Source organism: Paenibacillus residui (assembly GCF_042677205.1).
Taxonomy (GTDB): Bacteria; Bacillota; Bacilli; order Paenibacillales; family NBRC-103111; genus Paenibacillus_L; species Paenibacillus_L residui.
Map to the genome: position 1 here is coordinate 43307 of NZ_JBHTIU010000050.1, position 18306 is coordinate 61612.

General features: G+C 49.5%; 17 protein-coding genes and 1 other RNA gene. 16 read left to right on the top strand and 2 right to left on the bottom strand.

Annotated elements, in window-relative coordinates:
- Positions 1 to 117 precede the first annotated feature (117 nt).
- The 16 genes from ACFQ03_RS15590 to rnpB all read left to right on the top strand — a co-directional run bounded on the left by ACFQ03_RS15590 (position 118) and on the right by rnpB (position 15274).
- The gene (locus tag ACFQ03_RS15590) at positions 118 to 1089 is read left to right on the top strand and encodes a PhoH family protein (RefSeq protein ID WP_150960030.1); all 972 of its coding nucleotides are present in this window, start codon (positions 118 to 120) and stop codon (positions 1087 to 1089) included.
- A 17-nt stretch (positions 1090 to 1106) separates the two neighbouring features.
- Positions 1107 to 3347, top strand: a complete 2241-nt coding sequence (locus ACFQ03_RS15595; protein ID WP_379289276.1) for an HD family phosphohydrolase — start codon at positions 1107 to 1109, stop codon at positions 3345 to 3347.
- Between the two features lie 3 nt (positions 3348 to 3350).
- Positions 3351 to 3872, top strand: coding sequence for an rRNA maturation RNase YbeY (gene ybeY / locus ACFQ03_RS15600; protein ID WP_379289279.1), 522 nt, complete (start codon positions 3351 to 3353; stop codon positions 3870 to 3872).
- Positions 3869 to 4567 (top strand): diacylglycerol kinase family protein, encoded by a 699-nt coding sequence (locus ACFQ03_RS15605; RefSeq protein ID WP_379289281.1) that lies wholly within the window; start codon positions 3869 to 3871, stop codon positions 4565 to 4567. The genes ybeY and ACFQ03_RS15605 overlap by 4 nt, the downstream gene beginning before the upstream one ends.
- Before the next feature lie 35 nt (positions 4568 to 4602).
- Positions 4603 to 5001 carry a cytidine deaminase gene (cdd, locus tag ACFQ03_RS15610; RefSeq protein WP_144934135.1) on the top strand — a complete coding sequence of 133 codons (399 nt, stop codon included), beginning with the start codon at positions 4603 to 4605 and terminating at the stop codon, positions 4999 to 5001.
- A 90-nt stretch (positions 5002 to 5091) separates the two neighbouring features.
- Positions 5092 to 5988, top strand: a complete 897-nt coding sequence (era, locus tag ACFQ03_RS15615; RefSeq protein WP_144934137.1) for a GTPase Era — start codon at positions 5092 to 5094, stop codon at positions 5986 to 5988.
- A 98-nt stretch (positions 5989 to 6086) separates the two neighbouring features.
- The gene (locus tag ACFQ03_RS15620; RefSeq protein ID WP_144934139.1) at positions 6087 to 6227 is read left to right on the top strand and encodes a YqzL family protein; all 141 of its coding nucleotides are present in this window, start codon (positions 6087 to 6089) and stop codon (positions 6225 to 6227) included.
- 96 nt (positions 6228 to 6323) lie between these two features.
- Positions 6324 to 7070: a DNA repair protein RecO gene (gene recO / locus ACFQ03_RS15625; RefSeq protein WP_379289284.1), complete on the top strand. Its 747-nt coding sequence runs from the start codon at positions 6324 to 6326 to the stop codon at positions 7068 to 7070.
- A gap of 492 nt (positions 7071 to 7562) precedes the next feature.
- Positions 7563 to 8384, top strand: a complete 822-nt coding sequence (locus ACFQ03_RS15630) for a pyruvate, water dikinase regulatory protein (RefSeq protein ID WP_144934143.1) — start codon at positions 7563 to 7565, stop codon at positions 8382 to 8384.
- Positions 8385 to 8474: 90 nt separating this feature from the next.
- Positions 8475 to 8939, top strand: coding sequence for a YaiI/YqxD family protein (locus ACFQ03_RS15635; RefSeq protein WP_144934145.1), 465 nt, complete (start codon positions 8475 to 8477; stop codon positions 8937 to 8939).
- Between the two features lie 38 nt (positions 8940 to 8977).
- Positions 8978 to 10810 (top strand): DNA primase, encoded by a 1833-nt coding sequence (gene dnaG / locus ACFQ03_RS15640; protein WP_144934147.1) that lies wholly within the window; start codon positions 8978 to 8980, stop codon positions 10808 to 10810.
- A gap of 42 nt (positions 10811 to 10852) precedes the next feature.
- On the top strand, positions 10853 to 11974 hold the full coding sequence (rpoD, locus tag ACFQ03_RS15645) for an RNA polymerase sigma factor RpoD (protein ID WP_144934149.1): 1122 nt from the start codon (positions 10853 to 10855) through the stop codon (positions 11972 to 11974).
- 70 nt (positions 11975 to 12044) lie between these two features.
- Complete coding sequence (locus ACFQ03_RS15650) at positions 12045 to 12920, top strand: hypothetical protein (protein ID WP_379289286.1); 876 nt, start codon at positions 12045 to 12047, stop codon at positions 12918 to 12920.
- Between the two features lies 1 nt (position 12921).
- Positions 12922 to 13698, top strand: coding sequence for a tRNA (adenine(22)-N(1))-methyltransferase (locus ACFQ03_RS15655; RefSeq protein ID WP_144934153.1), 777 nt, complete (start codon positions 12922 to 12924; stop codon positions 13696 to 13698).
- Positions 13665 to 14780 (top strand): Nif3-like dinuclear metal center hexameric protein, encoded by a 1116-nt coding sequence (locus ACFQ03_RS15660; RefSeq protein ID WP_379289289.1) that lies wholly within the window; start codon positions 13665 to 13667, stop codon positions 14778 to 14780. The genes ACFQ03_RS15655 and ACFQ03_RS15660 overlap by 34 nt, the downstream gene beginning before the upstream one ends.
- Before the next feature lie 64 nt (positions 14781 to 14844).
- An RNA gene (gene rnpB, locus ACFQ03_RS15665) (RNase P RNA component class A) lies at positions 14845 to 15274 on the top strand.
- A gap of 72 nt (positions 15275 to 15346) precedes the next feature.
- On the opposite strand, the gene ACFQ03_RS15670 is transcribed toward rnpB, so the two are convergent.
- Entirely contained in the window at positions 15347 to 17200 is a 1854-nt protein-coding gene (locus tag ACFQ03_RS15670) for a S8 family peptidase (RefSeq protein ID WP_379289291.1), read from the bottom strand.
- A gap of 173 nt (positions 17201 to 17373) precedes the next feature.
- Entirely contained in the window at positions 17374 to 18258 is an 885-nt protein-coding gene (locus ACFQ03_RS15675) for an AraC family transcriptional regulator (protein WP_186328259.1), read from the bottom strand.
- Between the last annotated feature and the right edge of the window lie 48 nt (positions 18259 to 18306).

The following is an 18306-nucleotide window of genomic DNA, read 5'->3' on the forward strand; positions in this document are numbered from 1 at the left end:
TTCCGAAATAGAAAGCTGCGGCTCTTTTCTTTGCATTAATATTTGCTTCCGGGAGCACATATACGATAATATCTTACGTATAATATAGTTACTGATGATTAAGGAGATTGAGGCCTTTTGACCGATCGCGAACACATTGTCAAAATACCGCTAACCAACATAGCCGAGGGGCTATCGTTGTTTGGACCGCAGGACAAGTTTCTGTCTATCGTAGAGAAGCAGACCGATGCGAAAATTTTTTCCCGGGAAGAAGAGATTGTCATTCAGGGACAAGCCCGCGAGACCCAGCGGCTGCAGCAGCTGTTCGAGGTACTGCTGGAATTGGTCCGGAACAACTATCCGTTGTCGGAACGGGACATCCATTATGCCCTGGAATTATCCAAACAGATGATGGCGGATCAACTGCTTGATTTATTCAAAGGGGAAATTACACATACGTACAGAGGCAAGCCGATCCGTATCAAGACGATCGGACAGAAGCAGTATGTCGGGAAAATTCGCAAACAGGACATTGTCTTCGGCATCGGCCCGGCCGGTACCGGCAAGACCTACCTGGCTGTCGTGCTCGCCGTGGCTGCCTTGAAGGAGGGCAAGGTCAAGAGAATCATATTGACCCGACCTGCCGTGGAGGCGGGAGAAAGTCTCGGCTTCCTGCCGGGAGATCTTCAGGAAAAGGTTGACCCGTATCTGCGCCCATTGTATGATGCTCTTAACGATGTGCTGGGGGCAGAGCAGGTTGCCAAGTCCATGGAAAGAGGCTTGATTGAAATTGCTCCTCTCGCTTATATGAGGGGCAGAACTCTCGATGATTCGTTTATCATACTGGACGAAGCCCAGAACACGACCCCGGAGCAGATGAAGATGTTTCTGACCCGGCTGGGGTTTGGCTCGAAGATGGTCATCACCGGGGACATCACGCAGATCGATTTGCCCAGGGGCAAACGATCCGGATTGGTGGAGGCTGAGCGCATACTGGAGAACATCGACGAAATCGGATTCGTATATTTCTCCGAACAGGATGTGGTCCGTCACTCTCTGGTTCAGAAAATCATCACCGCCTACAACCTGGATCAAGAAAAGCATGGATAGAGAGGACTGAAAGTTTCATGACAAGAAACGAACCGTCCGCTACCGGGAATTCACCCTCCCGGTTCAGTCAATGGAAAACAAGCCCGGTTATCCGTTATTTGTTATTGCTGGGTTTTGCCCTTCTGTTTTATTTTTCTCTTCTAAATGAAGTCGTTCCGGAAACCTATGATATTCAGCCGAATAAAGTCAGTGAGAAGACGATCTATGCTCCTTATCAGGAGGAGAATTCGCTGGCTACGGAGAAAGCCAAGGAAGAGGCCGCTTCGCGGATTCAGCCGGTTTATAAGATCGTATCGATCAAGAATGAACAAATTGTCGAGACGATCTTCGACAAGCTTGAGCAGAATAATACCGATCCGGAAATGACCTTCGATGTCAGAGTCGATCTGTATCGAAATTTGCTTCCGGCTATCTATACGGATTATGTAGAGAGATTTATGAAGACATTGAGGGCGGCCGGTAATTATAACGACACTCTCATGAATGAGATTGAGAAGCAGCTGCTGGAGCAGCAGTACAAGTTTTCGGAGGAAAGCTACTATAAATTTCCGCGGCTGACCAAGGACGATTTGACGGCCATGGAAACGGTAGCGAAGGACATCGTCAATCGGCTGATGAATGACCCGCTTGTGGAGGCGCAGTCTGCCCGGGCCAAAGTGACCGAGATGGTCAACTCTTCGACATTGACGAAGAATACGGCGCGGGAACTGGTGCAGGAAATTGTTCGCTTTGCCCTGACACCCAACAAGTTTTATGATGCCAAGGAGACCGATCAGGCCAGGGCTCAGGCAAGAGAGAATACGAAGCCGGTTCTGTTCGGAAAGAATGACGTTCTTGTCTATAAAGGCGAGATGATAACGGAAGAGACGTACCAGCGGCTCAAAACCTTCAACCTGCTCAAGGATAAAACCGATTTTCGTCCGCATTTGGGCCTGGCTCTGCTGGTAGCGCTGTTCGTTCTGGTCATTTTCATGTTCATCCGCCAGAGCAAATTGAGCATCCAGAATAACAATTCCCAGCTTGTCATGCTTCTGCTGATCTTCTTCTTGAATATTATCGGAATGAAGATTGTCTCCCTGGGACAAAATTTGGAGTATCCGCATATCGGTTACCTTGCCCCCGTTGCTATGGGAACGATGCTCGTAATCGTACTGCTGGATGCGCCTCTTGCCTACGTCTCGTCGATTATTTTCAGTTTGATGTCGGGGATTATCTTCAGCGTGGACCAGGATCGGCTGATGGATTACCGTTACCTGTTCGTTTCGCTGATTGTAAGCTTTGCCGCTATCTTTTCCTTGCACAAGGCCAGTCAGCGGATTACGATCTTGAAGGCCGGGATTATGATATCGGTCTTCGGCTGTCTCGGTATCGTCACTCAGGCTCTGCTGGATAACCGGTTTACGATGACGGATCTGTCTTACGGATTGTCGTTCGCGGCTGTCGGAGGCATTATTAGTGCCATTCTGGTGATCGGAATTATGCCGTTCTTCGAGATGGCCTTCGGGATTCTGTCTCCACTCAAGCTGGTCGAGCTGTCTAATCCGAACCTGCCGCTGCTTCGCAAGCTGCTGACCGAAGCCCCGGGCACCTACCATCATAGTGTTATGGTCGGTAACCTGTCAGAAGCCGCAGCAGAGGCGGTGGGAGCTAACGGCTTGCTCTGCCGGGTGGGCTCTTATTATCACGATATGGGCAAGACCAAGCGCCCAAGTTATTATATAGAAAATCAGATGAATATGGATAACCCGCATGACAGCATTGAACCGAGCCTGAGCAAGGCGATTATTACCGCGCATCCCCGGGACGGTGTAGAGATGCTGAAGGAGCATAACCTGCCCAAGGCGATCCGCGATATTGCCGAACAGCACCACGGGACGACGCTGCTCAAGTATTTTTACTACAAGGCGGTTAAGCAGGCGGAGGAAAGCGGGGAAGGCAAGGTCGTTGAGGAAAGCGAATACCGTTATCCCGGTCCTAAAGCGCAGTCCAAAGAAGCGGCTATCGTGGGAATTTCGGACTGTGTGGAGGCGGCCGTGCGTTCCTTGCGGAGCCCGACGATTGAACAGATCGATTCCATGGTACGTAAAATTATTAAAGACCGTCTGGATGACGGGCAATTCGACGAGTGCGACCTGACGATCAAGGATTTGGATACCATTGCCAAAGCGCTCAAAGAAACATTGCTTGGCATCTTCCATGCCCGTATTGAATACCCGGGCGATTTGCCTAAAAATAACGATAGCAAAGGAGAGTCTTAAACGATGGCCTTATTGCTGGAATGGAGCAATGAACAGGATCAGTTAGAAATTACTCCCGAGCTGATCTCCATGATTGAAGAATTGCTGCAAATCGCCGGTAAGCGGGAAGATATTCCCCTCGGGGAAGTCGCGCTGAGCTTTGTTACCGACGAAGAAATCCGCAAGCTGAACAAGGAATACCGGGGACTGGATAAGCCGACGGATGTCCTCTCCTTTCCGATGATGGAGTTCGGTGCCGGGGAGCTTGAAATCAACTACGGCGAGCTGGAGGAGATTGCTTCCGACGAGGATACGCTTGGCGGAAGCTTGTTCGGCGCCGATCAGTTGGGGGATATTATCATATCCGTGCCGAGAGCGATAGAACAAGCAGGCGAATACGGCCATTCCATTAACCGGGAAATCGGATTTTTGTTCGTACACGGTTTTCTCCATCTGATCGGTTATGACCATCAGACAGAGGAAGAAGAGAAGCGGATGTTTCGCAAGCAGGAAGAAATATTGCAGGAGGCCGGTTTGATCAGGTGAACGGGATTGCAAAATGGCTGAAAAGCTTCCGCTTCGCTTACCAAGGAATTAAATATGCTTTAACTACCCAGCGGAATATGAAATTTCATTTTTCCGCTTCTTTTGTCGCTCTTCTCTCCGCCCTCTTCTTCCGGTTGGGCAAGTGGGACATTTTATTCATTCTGCTCGCAGTCACTCTTGTCATTGTTACGGAGCTGATTAATACCGCAGTCGAGAAAGCGGTTGATCTGGCTATGCCGGAGGTCCATCCGTTGGCCAAAATCGCGAAAGATGTTGCCGCAGCCTCTGTTCTGGTGTCTGCGGTTTTTGCCGTTGCCGTCGGGACGATCGTGTTCTTCGAACCGCTGGAGAGATGGATAAGCGGGATTAGGGAGGAACCGGCCAAGCTGTCTTCCTCGGCGGTTTGGCTTTATCTGGGATTGGTCGCCTTTACTCTGATCGTGACAGAAACACGGTTTTCGGCCAAATCTTATGTTCGCCCGAGCTTGTGGATGGCCGTCTCCTTTTCCATATCGACGCTGATTGTTCTGTTGACTTTCCATCCGTTGGTATCCGTACTGGCTTACAGCTTGTCTGTCCTATTTTTGCTCATACTGTATCAGAGAAGGACCCGCACGCTTCCGGCACTGGTTTTTGGAGGAGCTATTGGGATCACTGTCACGATTATGGCTTTTTGGCTGCATACGTTATTATAGGAGTAATAGTAAAAATTTGAGGAGGGGACAGCATAATGAACGATGTATCCGCATGGATTCAAGAGGCTGCATTGGCCCGCGACAAAGCATATGTTCCTTATTCGGGCTTTAAAGTGGGCTGTGCGTTGATCGGCGCGGACGGGACGATCTTCCACGGCTGCAATGTGGAGAACGGAGCTTATGGGCCGACCAATTGCGCGGAGCGGACAGCCCTGTTCCGGGCGATTGCAGACGGACAAGCCCCGAGGTCGTTTCGGGCGTTGGCGGTGATCGGCGATACTCCCGCTCCGATTACCCCGTGCGGGGTTTGCCGCCAGGTCATGATCGAATTATGCGCGCCGGATATGCCGGTGTATATGGCCAATTTAGCGGGTGATGTCAGCGAAACGACGGTTTCCGCCTTGCTTCCCGGCGCCTTTACACTGCCAACCTGAAATCGGTCCTTTGCGGAAAATCGCACAACGGGTATCAGGTCATTTTATTTACCGTCGTCAACATTGTATAATACCAGCAGGAGGGATGGAATGAATCAGAAATTTCACTCAGGATTCGTCGCCATTATCGGCCGGCCGAATGTCGGGAAATCAACCTTGCTCAACCAGGTGATCGGCCAGAAGATAGCGATTATGTCCGACAAGCCGCAAACGACACGAAATAAAATTCACGGCGTCTATTCGACCGACAGCAGTCAAATTGTTTTTCTGGATACGCCCGGAATTCATAAGCCCCAGTCCAAGCTGGGCGACTATATGATGAAAGTGGCGGAAGGGACGCTTAACGAAGTAGATGCGATCCTGTTTTTGGTCGATGTGGCGGAAGGGATTGGCGGCGGGGACCGGTTTATTATAGAAAGGCTTAAGCAGGTAAATACTCCGGTACTGCTGGTGCTTAACAAAATCGACCGTGTGCATCCGGAAGAGCTGCTGCCGATAATCGCTCAATATAAAGACCTGTATTCTTTCGCCGAGATTGTTCCGGTATCGGCTCTGCAGGGAAATAATGTTGCCAACTTACTGGACATTATTGTCCGCTATTTGCCGGAAGGACCTCAATACTATCCGGCGGATCAGGTGACAGACCACCCGGAGCAATTCGTCTGCGCGGAGCTTATTCGTGAGAAAATACTGCATCTGACAAGGGAGGAAATCCCCCATTCCATCGCGGTCACGATAGAGGATATGAGGCAGGAAGAGAACGGTGTCGTTCATATTTCGGCCGTCATCTTCGTCGAACGCGATTCGCAGAAAGGGATTATCATAGGCAAGCAGGGAGCGATGCTGAAGGAAGTCGGCAGGCAGGCGCGGGTCGATATAGAGCGGCTGCTCGGTTCCAAGACTTTTCTCGAGCTCTGGGTCAAGGTGAAGAAGGATTGGCGCAATCAGGAGCGCATTTTGAAGGATCTCGGTTTCCGGCACGATTGATTGTAAGCAACTGTTAATAATTGCTTCGCATAGGAGCTTAAGCAATAAAGCATTCTAATGAGTAAGCATCGATACTTTTCTTTGGAAGGGTGTTGCTTATGAGAGAGTTCTATTGGGATTATTTTACCCGAACGGGAAATATAGACGCTTATTTGCTTTATAAAGACAAGGATGATTGGCCGGAAGACGAATGGAATCTGACGGAAGAGGAGCCGGACCGCGAGGAATGGATCGACTGAAGAAACGGTGCCCGGGTTGTTAAGCTTGGAGCACCGCATACAATAAATCGCCATACCTCTAAAGCGATTCGGCTTATACGGAGAGGAACGAAGCCTATGCTTAACCGGACGGAAGGTATCGTTATCCGCACGATGGATTATGGGGAAGGCCACAAAATTATATCCCTCTTCACGCGGTCTATGGGGAAGATAAGCGTGATGGTGCGGGGAGCGAAGAAGGTCAAGAGCAGATATTCCGCCATTGCGCAGTTATTTACGCATGGCGATTTTGTTATTTATAAAGGCAGTCAGATGGGGACCCTGAATCACGGGGAACCGATTCATTCTTATCAAGAGATAAGAGAAGATCTGCATAAGGCTGCCTATGCCGCCTATTTGGTCGAGCTGGTCGAGCGGATGATGCCGGAGGCCGAACCCGATCTCGTCATGTTCGAGCAGCTGCTGGCCGGTCTGTCCGCGATTGCGGAAGGCAAGGATGCTATGATTGTAATTCATATCATGGAGATGAAAATATTAGCTTTGTCCGGATACCTTCCTCAATTGGAGCAATGCGTCTCTTGCGGCCGGACTTCGGGCGATATGGTATTAAGTCCTTCCAACGGGGGGATATTGTGCTCCGCATGCAAGGCCAAGGATCATCATGCCATGCCTGTGTCCGCCAAGATTCTGCGCCTGCTTCGCTTGTTTCAGAGAGTCGATTTGCGCATGCTGGGAACGGCGGAGGTTAAGGACGAGACGAAAGCAGTTCTGAAAGCGGCCATGAGAGGCTTTATGGATACTTATCTGGATGTCCGGTGGAAATCAAGAAGCTTCTTGGACCAGATGGAAAAGTACAAGCTTTAGCTTTAGCAAGCAGTATGCACTACGATTACTCCCGTCCCGAATCGGTCAGAAAAGGGGCGGGAGTGTTATTTACCAGATGGGTCGACGATTTAACTGTATTTTATGTAGTTAAATTCAAGTGAACGGTATAAATTGATTTAAATAAATGGAAAAACTACATTTAGAATCAAGGTTTTCGCTGAAATCGTCTTTTTTGCACAAACTAGCTGCAGTTTGTCCACTTAGTTTCCGTCTTTCGCTCCGGAGGAAAAAACTAGCTGTATAAAATCCAGTTAAACGTCCAATAAGTTATTACGTCCTGAACATCCTTTAAACGGGGTCGTTCATCCATGAAATAGTCCGACAGGAGCTTTTTGATCACCGGATTCAAATAAAATGATGAAAATGAAACAATTTTTGCAATCATGCGTATATAATATAATGCACTACTATGAAAAACAGAGATTTCATTAGCTTTTATAAGGTTAATGTATTGAAAAAGGGGGGTTGCACTTGACGGAGCCTATTTCTTCACCTGTCGTCTTTGTAGTTTCCGATTCCGCCGGCGAAACGGGAGAATCGGTTGTAAAAGCGGCTGCAGTCCAATTTTCACCTATAAAAATAGATATTCGAAGAGCGACCTATATTCATGACCGGCAAGGAATCGATCGCATTGTGCAAACCGCTAAGCAAGCTAATGGAGTGATCGTCTTTACATTGGTTATTCCGGAGCTGCGGGACTACTTGCTGGAGCAGGCCGTTATTCAACAGGTCATTACCATTGATCTGCTGGGCCCGATCATTTCCAATCTGGAGAAAGTGCTTCATCGTCCGGCCAGGCATGAGCCGGGTATGATTCATCAATTGGATGAAGCTTATTTCAAGAAGGTAGAGGCCATTGAATTTGCCGTCAAATACGATGATGGGCGAGATCCCCGGGGAATTCTCAAGGCGGATATCGTTCTTGTCGGCGTCTCCCGGACTTCCAAAACGCCTCTGGCTATGTATCTGGCGCTGCATAAACGCTTTAAGGTGGCGAACGTGCCGCTTGTGCCCGAAATGAAGCTTCCCGATGAGCTGTTCACTATTTCGAGCAAGAAAATTGTTGGGTTGACGATCCGGTCGGACAAGCTGAATGTCATACGGAAAGAACGACTGAGAGCATTGGGATTGGCCGGGAACGCCAATTATGCGAAGGTGGAGCGGATCAATGAGGAATTGGACTATTCCGCCTCCGTTATGTCGCGGCTCGGATGCGTCGTGATCGATGTCTCCAATAAGGCCGTCGAAGAAACCGCCAGCCTGATCGAAGATATTATGCGGACAAGGAAATAGGTTTTTGCGAAGATTGGAAGGATTTCTTCTGTTCGAAGCGTATATATAAATGACGAATAAACCACCGGGGCGCGAAAGGAAGACGGTATAATGCAGGGACCCAAAGTAATAGTCGATGCCGACGCGTGTCCGGTGAAGGCCGAAATCATCAAGGCGGCGGGCATTTATGGCGTTAGTGTGTGGATGGTCGCTTCCTTCGACCATCAGTTGTCCCCCTGCGATGGAGTTCGGGTGATCCAGGTGGACCGTTCGGATCAATCCGTCGACATGTATATCGCCAATCAACTCTCCCCTCAGGATGTGTTGGTGACTCAGGATTTCGGCCTGGCTACGATCGGCCTGGCCAAAAGAGCGCACGTGCTGTCGAACCGGGGGCAGATTTATACCGACCGGACCATTGATTTCTTGTTGGAAAGAAGGCACGAGCAGTCCAAAAAGCGCCGTTCCGGGAAGCATACGAAGGGACCGAAACCCTTTACCGATGAGGATCGGGAGCGATTTCTACAAACTTTGACAAAACTTTTGGGGAATTTGCAGGAAAACGGCCCAATGTAGCGAATAGTATACGTGTTAACGAATGAAGGTGATGAGGAATGAGCTACGGACGAATTCCTGAAGAGGTCATAGAAGCCGTCTTAAAGCACCATGATATTGCCGATGTAGTGGGCAAGTACGTAAAACTGACGAAGCAGGGCCACTATTTGAAAGGATTATGTCCCTTCCATTCCGAGAAAACTCCTTCCTTTACGGTGACACCGGAAAGGCAAACCTATTACTGCTTCGGGTGTCATGCGGGCGGAAACAGCATTAACTTCCTGATGGAGATGGAAAGCTATTCCTTCGTCGAGGCCGTACGCCATATGGCTGAAGAGGCCAATATTCCGATTACGTGGGATACTCCTACCGGAGAAGAAACGGAGAAGCAGAAGGAAGCATCGGCTATGCTGACCGCTCACGAATTGGCCGCTAAGTGGTACCACTATATTCTTCTAAATACGGAGCAGGGAAAGCATGCGCTTGAATATTTGCGTTCCCGGGGATTGAGCGATAAATGGCTCGATTTTTTCCAAATTGGTTACGCTCCGGCCATGAAGGATAAGTTGTTTCAGTTTCTGCTCAAACGGGAGCTGCCTCAGACATTGCTTGAGAAGGCAGGTCTTATCGTGGAGCGATCGGATGGAAGCGGCTTTGTTGATCGGTTTAGGGACCGGATCATCTTTCCGATTCATGATTATAAGGGGAGGGTCATAGCTTTTGCAGGACGTGCGCTCGGGGATTTGCAGCCCAAATATTTAAACAGTCCCGAGACGCCGCTATTTAACAAAAGCCGTCAATTGTTCAATTTGCACCATGCCCGGCCAGCGATACGAAAATCGGGGCATGCCGTTCTTTTTGAAGGATATATGGATGTCATTAAAGCGTGGGAAGCGGGCGTGGTGAACGGGATGGCGACGATGGGGACGGCTTTAACCCAGGAACATGCGCTGGCGCTGCGCAGATTGGCCGATCGGGTCGTTATATGTTATGACGGAGATCGGGCCGGTCAAACGGCCGCGTACAAAAGCCTGCCTATCCTGGAGAAGGCAGGGCTGCAGGTTAGAGTGGCTTATATTCCCGACGGCGCGGATCCCGATGAATATATTACGGCTAGAGGAGCGGATAAATTTCGATCGGAAGTGCTGGATTATGCCATGTCGGCGGTCCAGTTCAGATTGACCTATATCCGCAGCAACTTTAATTTTAAGGACAAGAACGATACGGTCCGCTATTTGAAGGCAGCCGCAAGGATAATAGCGGAGATCTCATCGCCTATAGAGCGGGAGCACCATGTCAAGGCTTTGTCCGATGAATTTTCTTATCCGGTGGAAGCGATCAAGCAGGAAATGAACGAATTTCGCCAGCAATTTCTAAAAATGCAGGAAAACGGGGATAATAACGAAAATCCGTGGAATAATGTAATAGATAATAATAGAGCTAAGGATGAAGCCCCCTCCCTATTACCTGCTTATCATATTGCGGAAATCAAACTGCTTGCTGCCATGATGCTGGACCGGGATATTGCGGAAGAGGTCAGTATAAGGATCGGGGACCAATTCAATATAGAAGATCACGCAGCCCTGGCTGCCTATTTGTACGCTTTTTATAATGAAGGGAACCGGCCAGATATCAGCCGTTTTTTGGCTTTCCTGCAAGACGAGGAACTAAGCCGGCTGGCCAGCTCTATCGCAATCCGGGAAAGCGGGCAAGGAATCAATCCTCAAGTGATAGAAGATTACATTCAAGAAATTAAGAAAGTGCCTTGCCTGAACGCTATCAAGCAAAAGAAACAAGAGATGATCCAGGCGGAGCGTGCGGGAAATATCGTCCAGGCGGCACAAATTGCTAGTGAAATCATCATTCTAGAGAAACAAATGAAATCATTGTAGGTTCTACCTTTTGATGATTCTAGGTAGGAGGGAGCAGACATTATGGCGAACGAACATCATACGGAGCTGGAAACAGAATTGACTTTGGAACAGGTTAAGGATCAATTAATCGAATTGGGTAAAAAACGATCCACACTTACTTATAAAGATATTATGGAGAAATTGGCCCCGTTCGATCAGGATCCGGAGCAGATCGATGAATTTTTCGAACAATTGTCCGAGCTTGGAATCGATGTCGGCAACGATTCGGAAGAAGATGTTCTTCCTATCGGAGATGATGAGCAGGAGCACGACGAGTTTAATTTCGACGACGATTTATCTCTGCCCCCGGGAATTAAAATTAATGATCCGGTCCGTATGTACTTGAAAGAAATTGGCCGCGTTCCGCTTTTATCTGCAGAAGATGAAGTCGACCTTGCCAAGAGAATAGAGAATGGGGACGAAGAAGCGAAGCGCAGACTGGCCGAAGCCAACCTGAGGCTGGTGGTCAGCATTGCCAAACGATATGTAGGTCGCGGAATGCTGTTCCTTGATTTGATTCAGGAAGGGAATATGGGCTTAATTAAAGCGGTCGAGAAGTTTGATTTTACGAAGGGCTTTAAATTCAGCACTTACGCTACATGGTGGATTCGTCAAGCGATAACAAGGGCTATTGCCGATCAGGCGAGAACGATTCGTATTCCTGTTCATATGGTGGAGACCATTAACAAGTTAATTCGTGTCTCCCGTCAGCTGCTGCAGGAATTGGGAAGAGAGCCTACGCCGGAAGAAATCGCCAAGGAAATGGATTTAAGCACGGATAAAGTGCGTGAAATTATGAAAATTGCCCAAGAACCGGTTTCTTTGGAAACCCCAATCGGTGAGGAAGATGATTCTCATCTTGGAGATTTTATAGAGGATCAGGAAGCGCTGGCTCCGGCAGACGCGGCAGCCTACGAGCTGCTTAAGGAACAGCTGGAGGATGTGCTGGATACATTGACCGAGCGGGAAGAGAATGTACTCCGGCTTCGGTTCGGACTGGATGACGGCCGTACCCGGACTTTGGAGGAAGTGGGTAAAGTCTTCGGAGTCACCCGGGAAAGAATCCGGCAGATCGAAGCGAAAGCTCTGCGCAAGCTTCGTCACCCTAGCCGTTCCAAACGGTTAAAGGATTTTCTAGAATAATTCCGTTTGGCCTTTCTGCTTGCAGTAAGGCCAATTTTTTTCGGATAAACGGGTTGAAGCTGAGCACTGTATGACAGGCTCCCGGCTTGTCTCATCCCGTTGGAATGAGGTGAACGGTTTGGAACCGGAGAGAAGAAAGCTGATTATCCGGGAAATTAGGGAATGGCGCAGCAGCCGGTTGCTTCCCGAGCAGTACTGCGATTTCCTGCTCAATCTGTATCAAGACGATCCGGAGGACAGGAATGATCGGGGCTGGCATGGGCTGTCTCCGGCCGCTATTCGTAAAGGAAGCCTTCGCAGTTGGTTATCATTTTTTGGAACTGTTGGGATAATTTGTTTGATTGCTTTTAATTTTAACTCTTTTCCCCTCCCATTGCAAATAGCCGCCGTTTCCTTTTTCGTTATTGTATGCTACGGCTTTGGGATACGTTTGCGGAACCGGCTTCCGGTTCTTTCCTGCATTTGCATGGGGGCTGCTTCCTTGCTGCTTTTGGCAGGAGGGGTGAATCTGTTAGGCAGCGCGGGTGCTGCGGAGACAGTACTGTCTGCCTATGCCGCAGCCTGTGCAGTCATCTGGATGGTAGCGGGCCTGTCAGCCAGGCTGCCCTTGTTTCATTTCGCCGGATGGATTCTGCTTCTGGTCATATATGCATCCATGCTAAATCGCTACCTGCTTCATCCGGATTGGATAGAGCTGGAGATGGCATGGATTCCTGGCGGAATTTTGCTAATATGGGTTGGATGGCTGCTGCACAGGCATCATCGATCGGCCGCTTCGGTATTATTGGCGGTTGGAGCCCTGATTTGGTTCATCCCCGAGGTTTACGGTTATGTGAACAGTGATTTTCCTAAAGAGGCATTGCAGCTTCTCTGGCTGGGCAAATGGGCCGCAGCAGCAATCATTTTATATATGTTCAGAAAAAAATGGACCGATTGGATTGTTTAGAATGATAACTATATCAAAAAGATTGAAGCAAATTGCATTATTGGTTCCGCAAGGAAGCCGTCTGGCCGATATCGGCTCCGACCATGCCTTACTGCCGGTTTACTTGGTGCAGCAGGGGACGATAGAATCTGCTATAGCCGGTGAACTGAATCCCGGACCTTATGCCGCTGCCGCCAAGCAAGTCCGTGAAGCCGGCCTGTCGCGCCAGATTGATGTGCGTAACGGGGACGGACTGTCCGTGTTGAAGGACGGGGAAGCGGATGTGGCGGTCATAGCCGGCATGGGAGGGCATCTGATCGCGCGTATTCTAGGCGAAGGGATTGCAGCCCTTCCTTCCATTCGAAGGCTTATTCTGCAGCCCAATGTAGGAGAAGAAGCGGTTCGCCAGTGGCTGCTGGATAACGGATGGTTCCTGGAGCAGGAGCACATTATGGAAGAAGACGGCAAAATCTACGAAATCATGGCGGCGATCCGGTCGGAGGAAGCGGAAGAGGCTAATCAGGCGCTTTATTGCGTCCGGCCTGTGGAAGGCACGGAGGGAATCATGCTGGAACGAGCCGATTTGATAAGCATGGGACCTTATTTGGTCCAAGAGGTGTCTCCCGTATTCGTTGCCAAATGGGAACGGGAAATCGACAAGCTGGTCAAAGTTTCCGATCAATTGGCCAACTCCCGGCTGGAAGCATCGGAAGCCAAGCAGGAGCAAATAAATAAGAGGATTGACCGAATTAAGGAGGTATTGCAATGTTTGCAAAAGGCCAAACGGTTATCCAGCTAATGGAGAAGCTCGCTCCGAGGCATTATGCGGTTCCGGATGACCGGATCGGGCTACAATTGGGTACCCTGAACAAAGAAATCAGGAAAGTGATGGTGACTCTGGATGTGGTCGAGGAGGTCGTGGACGAGGCGATTTCCGAGCAAGTGGATCTGATCATCGCCCACCATGCGATTATTTTCCGGCCTCTCAAGCATTTGCAGACGGATACTCCTGCGGGCCGTGTATATGCCAAGCTTATCAAGCATGACATTGCGGTTTATATCGCGCATACCAACCTGGATGTAGCGGATGGAGGCATCAATGATATGATGGCGGATGCCCTGAAGCTTGAGAATACCAAGCCTTTGGACACCGTTTTTACGGAGAAGCTGAAGAAATTGGTCGTTTTCGTTCCGCAAGATCATCATGAGCGAGTGCTGATGGCGATGCTTGATAACGGGGCGGGAGCAATTGGCGATTACAGCCATTGCAGCTTCAATCTGTCGGGAGTCGGAACGTTCAAGCCAGGTGAAGGGACTAATCCCTATATAGGTGCAACCGGGAAGTTCGAGGAGGTTCTGGAAATCCGGATCGAAACGATTGTGCCGGAAAGCCTTCAGGGTAAGGTCATTCAAGCCATGCTCAAAGCCCATCCTTACGAGGAGCCTGCGTACGACCTTTATCCGCTGGATCTTTCCGGCCGAAAGCTTGGTCTGGGCCGGGTGGGCCGCTTGCCTCAGTCGATAAGTTTGGCTGAACTGGCCGAGCAGGTCAAGAAGGCATTCGACGTTCCGGCCGTTAGAATTGTCGGCGAGCCCGGGACAATGCTGAATAAGGCAGCCGTATTAGGAGGATCGGGCAGCCGGTATATCGGTTCTGCGTTATTCGCCGGCGCCGATGTGCTCATCACGGGAGACGTGGATTATCATTCGGCACAGGATGCCTTAGCCGCCGGGCTATGTATTATCGATCCCGGGCATAATTCCGAGAAGATCATGAAGGCCGGGGTGGCCGCTTATTTAACCAAGGCGCTGGCGGATGGCCGTTATGATACGGAAGTAACAACTTCGCAAATCAATACGGAGGTTTTCCGATTCCTGTAATTGATGGTGCCAGCTTTTGGCGGTTGTAATTGAACATGAACCATTGTATAATTTTATAGATTGGGAAGTTTGACAGACAATCGCCGGCTGCGGTGACGCAGCGGGAGGAAAGTCCGGGCTCCATAGGGCAGGATGCTGGATAACGTCCAGTCAGCGCGAGCTGAAGGATAGTGCCACAGAAATGGACCGCCGATGGCTATAAGATGCTGGATCTATTCCATATCGAATAGCACAGGCAAGGGTGGAACCGTGGTGTAAGAGACCACGAGGAAATATGGCGACTTATTTCCTGGTAAACCCCATCCGGAGCAAGACCTAAGAGGAACGCCGTAAGATTCGTCTTACAGCCTTAGCCCGAGGTGCGTTCGGGTTGGTCGCATGAGTCGTGCAGTAATGTACGGCCTAGATAGATGATTGTCACTTCAATGGTGGGAGGGTCTGATCCCGTTCGGACCACTGGAAGTACAGAACCCGGCTTATGGCAAACTTTCCACATAATCTAATCAATGCATTAACCCGCCCTTGGGGGCGGGTTTTTCTATATGCTTTACTTAAAAAACTATAAGCTATTCCTTCAGCCCGTAACGGGATTCCAACCGATCTATGTCACGCTGCAGCCATTCATCCCAATTGGCTGCCGACTCTCTTCCACGGGCGGCCATCTGCAAAGCCCGGTTGACATTGATCTGCCCGTAACCGAAATATTTATCCTTCCCGGGCGTTCCCAGATCATCGGCCGATTTCCGCATAATATCCATTACTTCCGTATTTTTGAGCAGCGGATTGACGGAGCGGATCAAACCGGCCAGGGCGGCCACGTGAGGGCTGGCCATGGATGTGCCGGATAATGCCGCATACTGGTTGTTCATATAGGTGCTGGCTATGCTTACGCCCGGCGCAGCTACATCGATATAATCCCCGTAGTTGGAGAAGGGGGCCTTTTTCTTATCCGCATCCGTAGCGGCAACGGCGAAGACTTCGGGGTAAGCGGCAGGATATCCCGGCTGCTCCGTATTATCATTTCCGCTTGCGGCAATTAGCACGACGTCTCTTTCGAAGGCATAACGAACCGCATCATGAAGGAAATTGGCGTCGGCATAGTTCCCCAAGCTCAGATTGATGACTTTCGCCCCGTTATCGGTTGCCCAAATAATTCCTTGAGCGACCGCATAGGTGCTGCCGGCTCCCGTATGATCCAGCACCTTGACGGGCAGCACCGGATTATACCAGGTCATTCCGGCTACCCCGAGATTGTTGTTCGTTGCGGCAGCCACCACCCCGGCGACATGAGTGCCATGACCGACGTCATCCGCCGGAGAATTGTTCTGGGCGATCACGTTCCAGCCTTTCAGAAGCCTGTCCTTAAGGTCGGGATGATTCAAGTCCACGCCTGTATCGACAACCCCGACAATGACCTCTCTGTTCCCGCGGTCCAGCTCCCAGGCGCGGTCCGTGGCAATGATCGGGAAATTCCACTGATACTTCGTGTACAAAGCATCGTTAGGAACGACTCCGGGAGCGGGCTCTGTCGGTACACGCACAGTATCTTCGTTAGTTAGATACAAGAAATGGGGTTCGGCATATTCGACATCCCACTTTTCAAAATAGCTCAGCAGCTGCTTCGCATCCATCGACCCGGATTGAAACACATAGGTGTTTCCAAGCTTCTGGGCATCTGCAGGAGCGTGAATTTCCTGCTTGATCTGGTTTAATTGAGTATCGGTCGGAGGCTTCTTGAACTTGACCACGATTTCGTTGACGTTGTAGTGGCTGGATCGCCCATTTTCTTCAGGGTGATCGATTTTTTTGTCCTTAAGCGTTCCTGCCTCAACCGATTCAATCTTCCAGTTTCCTTCCGCAGGGTAAGGGATAGTGCGTAAATTTTGCCGCTGCTTGGCATCTACATCATTTAAAATATCTTGACGTACTGCGGCAACGAGTGACGAATTTTCATTCACGGGAACTCCGAGAACGAAATACGTATGTGCCCCCACTTTGATCGCTTCCGATTCGTAAGAACGGCCCGCCTTGGCGGCTTCCTTCGCTTCGTTCAATTTCGGCTGCAGCGTCTGTTCCGCAGCGGCATCGATTTGTCCTGCGGTCTTGGCTTGCTCCAGCGGCTGGTCATTAGGGGACCAAAGCAAGCGGGTCATGTGAGGATGACTGGCATGCAGCGAATGAAGCCGGTTCACAATCGCATCCGGATCACTGGCTTTCAATTCATTGGCTGTTTGCTTAAGAATGGAGGCACATTGAGTCCGGCATAATTGCTCGGTAATTTGCACGTCCTGAGCGACAAGCTTATGTTTGTGTTCAAGCTCCTGCTCACCCGACATCTGCTCGGGGGGACGGTTCAGGCATCCGGCCGGGACAAGAGTCAATGAAGTAAGCAAACATAACAACGCTATGCGTTTTCCCAAATTTTCCTGCACCTCCTTTAGGGTAAAAGGTAACCGCTCTTGGCGGTTTATTTCGGAAGCCCGTTATAAGCCTCCTCTTGTTAGATTTCGATTTGTGATAGCGAATTATGCGGAGCAGCATTTGCAAATTACGGGCAGGAGGGAGGGGAAATTTGGTTTTTTTACTTTGACAGTCATCTCATTTTGGATACAGTATTCAGATGCGCTTCCCGGAATTCTTTCGGCGAGACGCCTTTAAACTTCTTAAACACCCTTGAAAGCGTTTGCGAACTATTGAAGCCTACTTCCAGAGCGATGTCCAGGATGCTCATTGATGTTGATGCCAGAAGAGATGCCGCTCTTTCAACTCTTAAGAAGTGGAGATAGTCAATGAAGCTCTGGCCGACATGCTGCTTAAAAAGGCGGCTGATGTAGGAGGCGTTCCAATTAAACTGTTTGGCTAGCCCATGCAGTGTAAGATCATTGTGAAAATGAAGATGCAAATAATAAAGCAAATCAAGTACATTCCGCTGCGAATCGGTTGACAGTGAAATATTGGCTTCTTCCGGATGGATGGTTCGGAACAAAAAAACGAAAGCTTCAAGCAGCTTGGAATGCAGAACGGCATCTTTGCCGAATTTTTCGCTATTGTATTCTACCTCCATCGATTTAAAAATCTGTTCCATGAAGGCAGTCTGTTCTTCATCCAAATCGTAGTGAGAGGGAAGGATTGTCCCGGTCTTTAGCAAGAAATTGACGAGGATATCGCTCGACCTGTTTGTAAGCAAAAGCTGGATATCGAACATGCAATTGTATTTATGTACAATAGGCTGATGCAGTTGAACTTCATGAATATGATGCGGCAGCAGAAACGATACGGTTCCGCGTTTAAAGCGGTGCGGCTTTCCATTCAATATCTCCACGCCGGTTCCATCAATGACGAGACTTAATTCTGCGAAATTATGATGGTGGAGCGGGTAATCCCTCTTCATGAATTTCTCCATAATAAATATCGGAAGCCGGCTCTTCCCGTAAAGCTTATGGGTCAAAGAATCCTCATACAATAATGTTGAGATCATGTACAACACCCATCCATTCCATTCATTATTTTCCCATTCCATTATAAC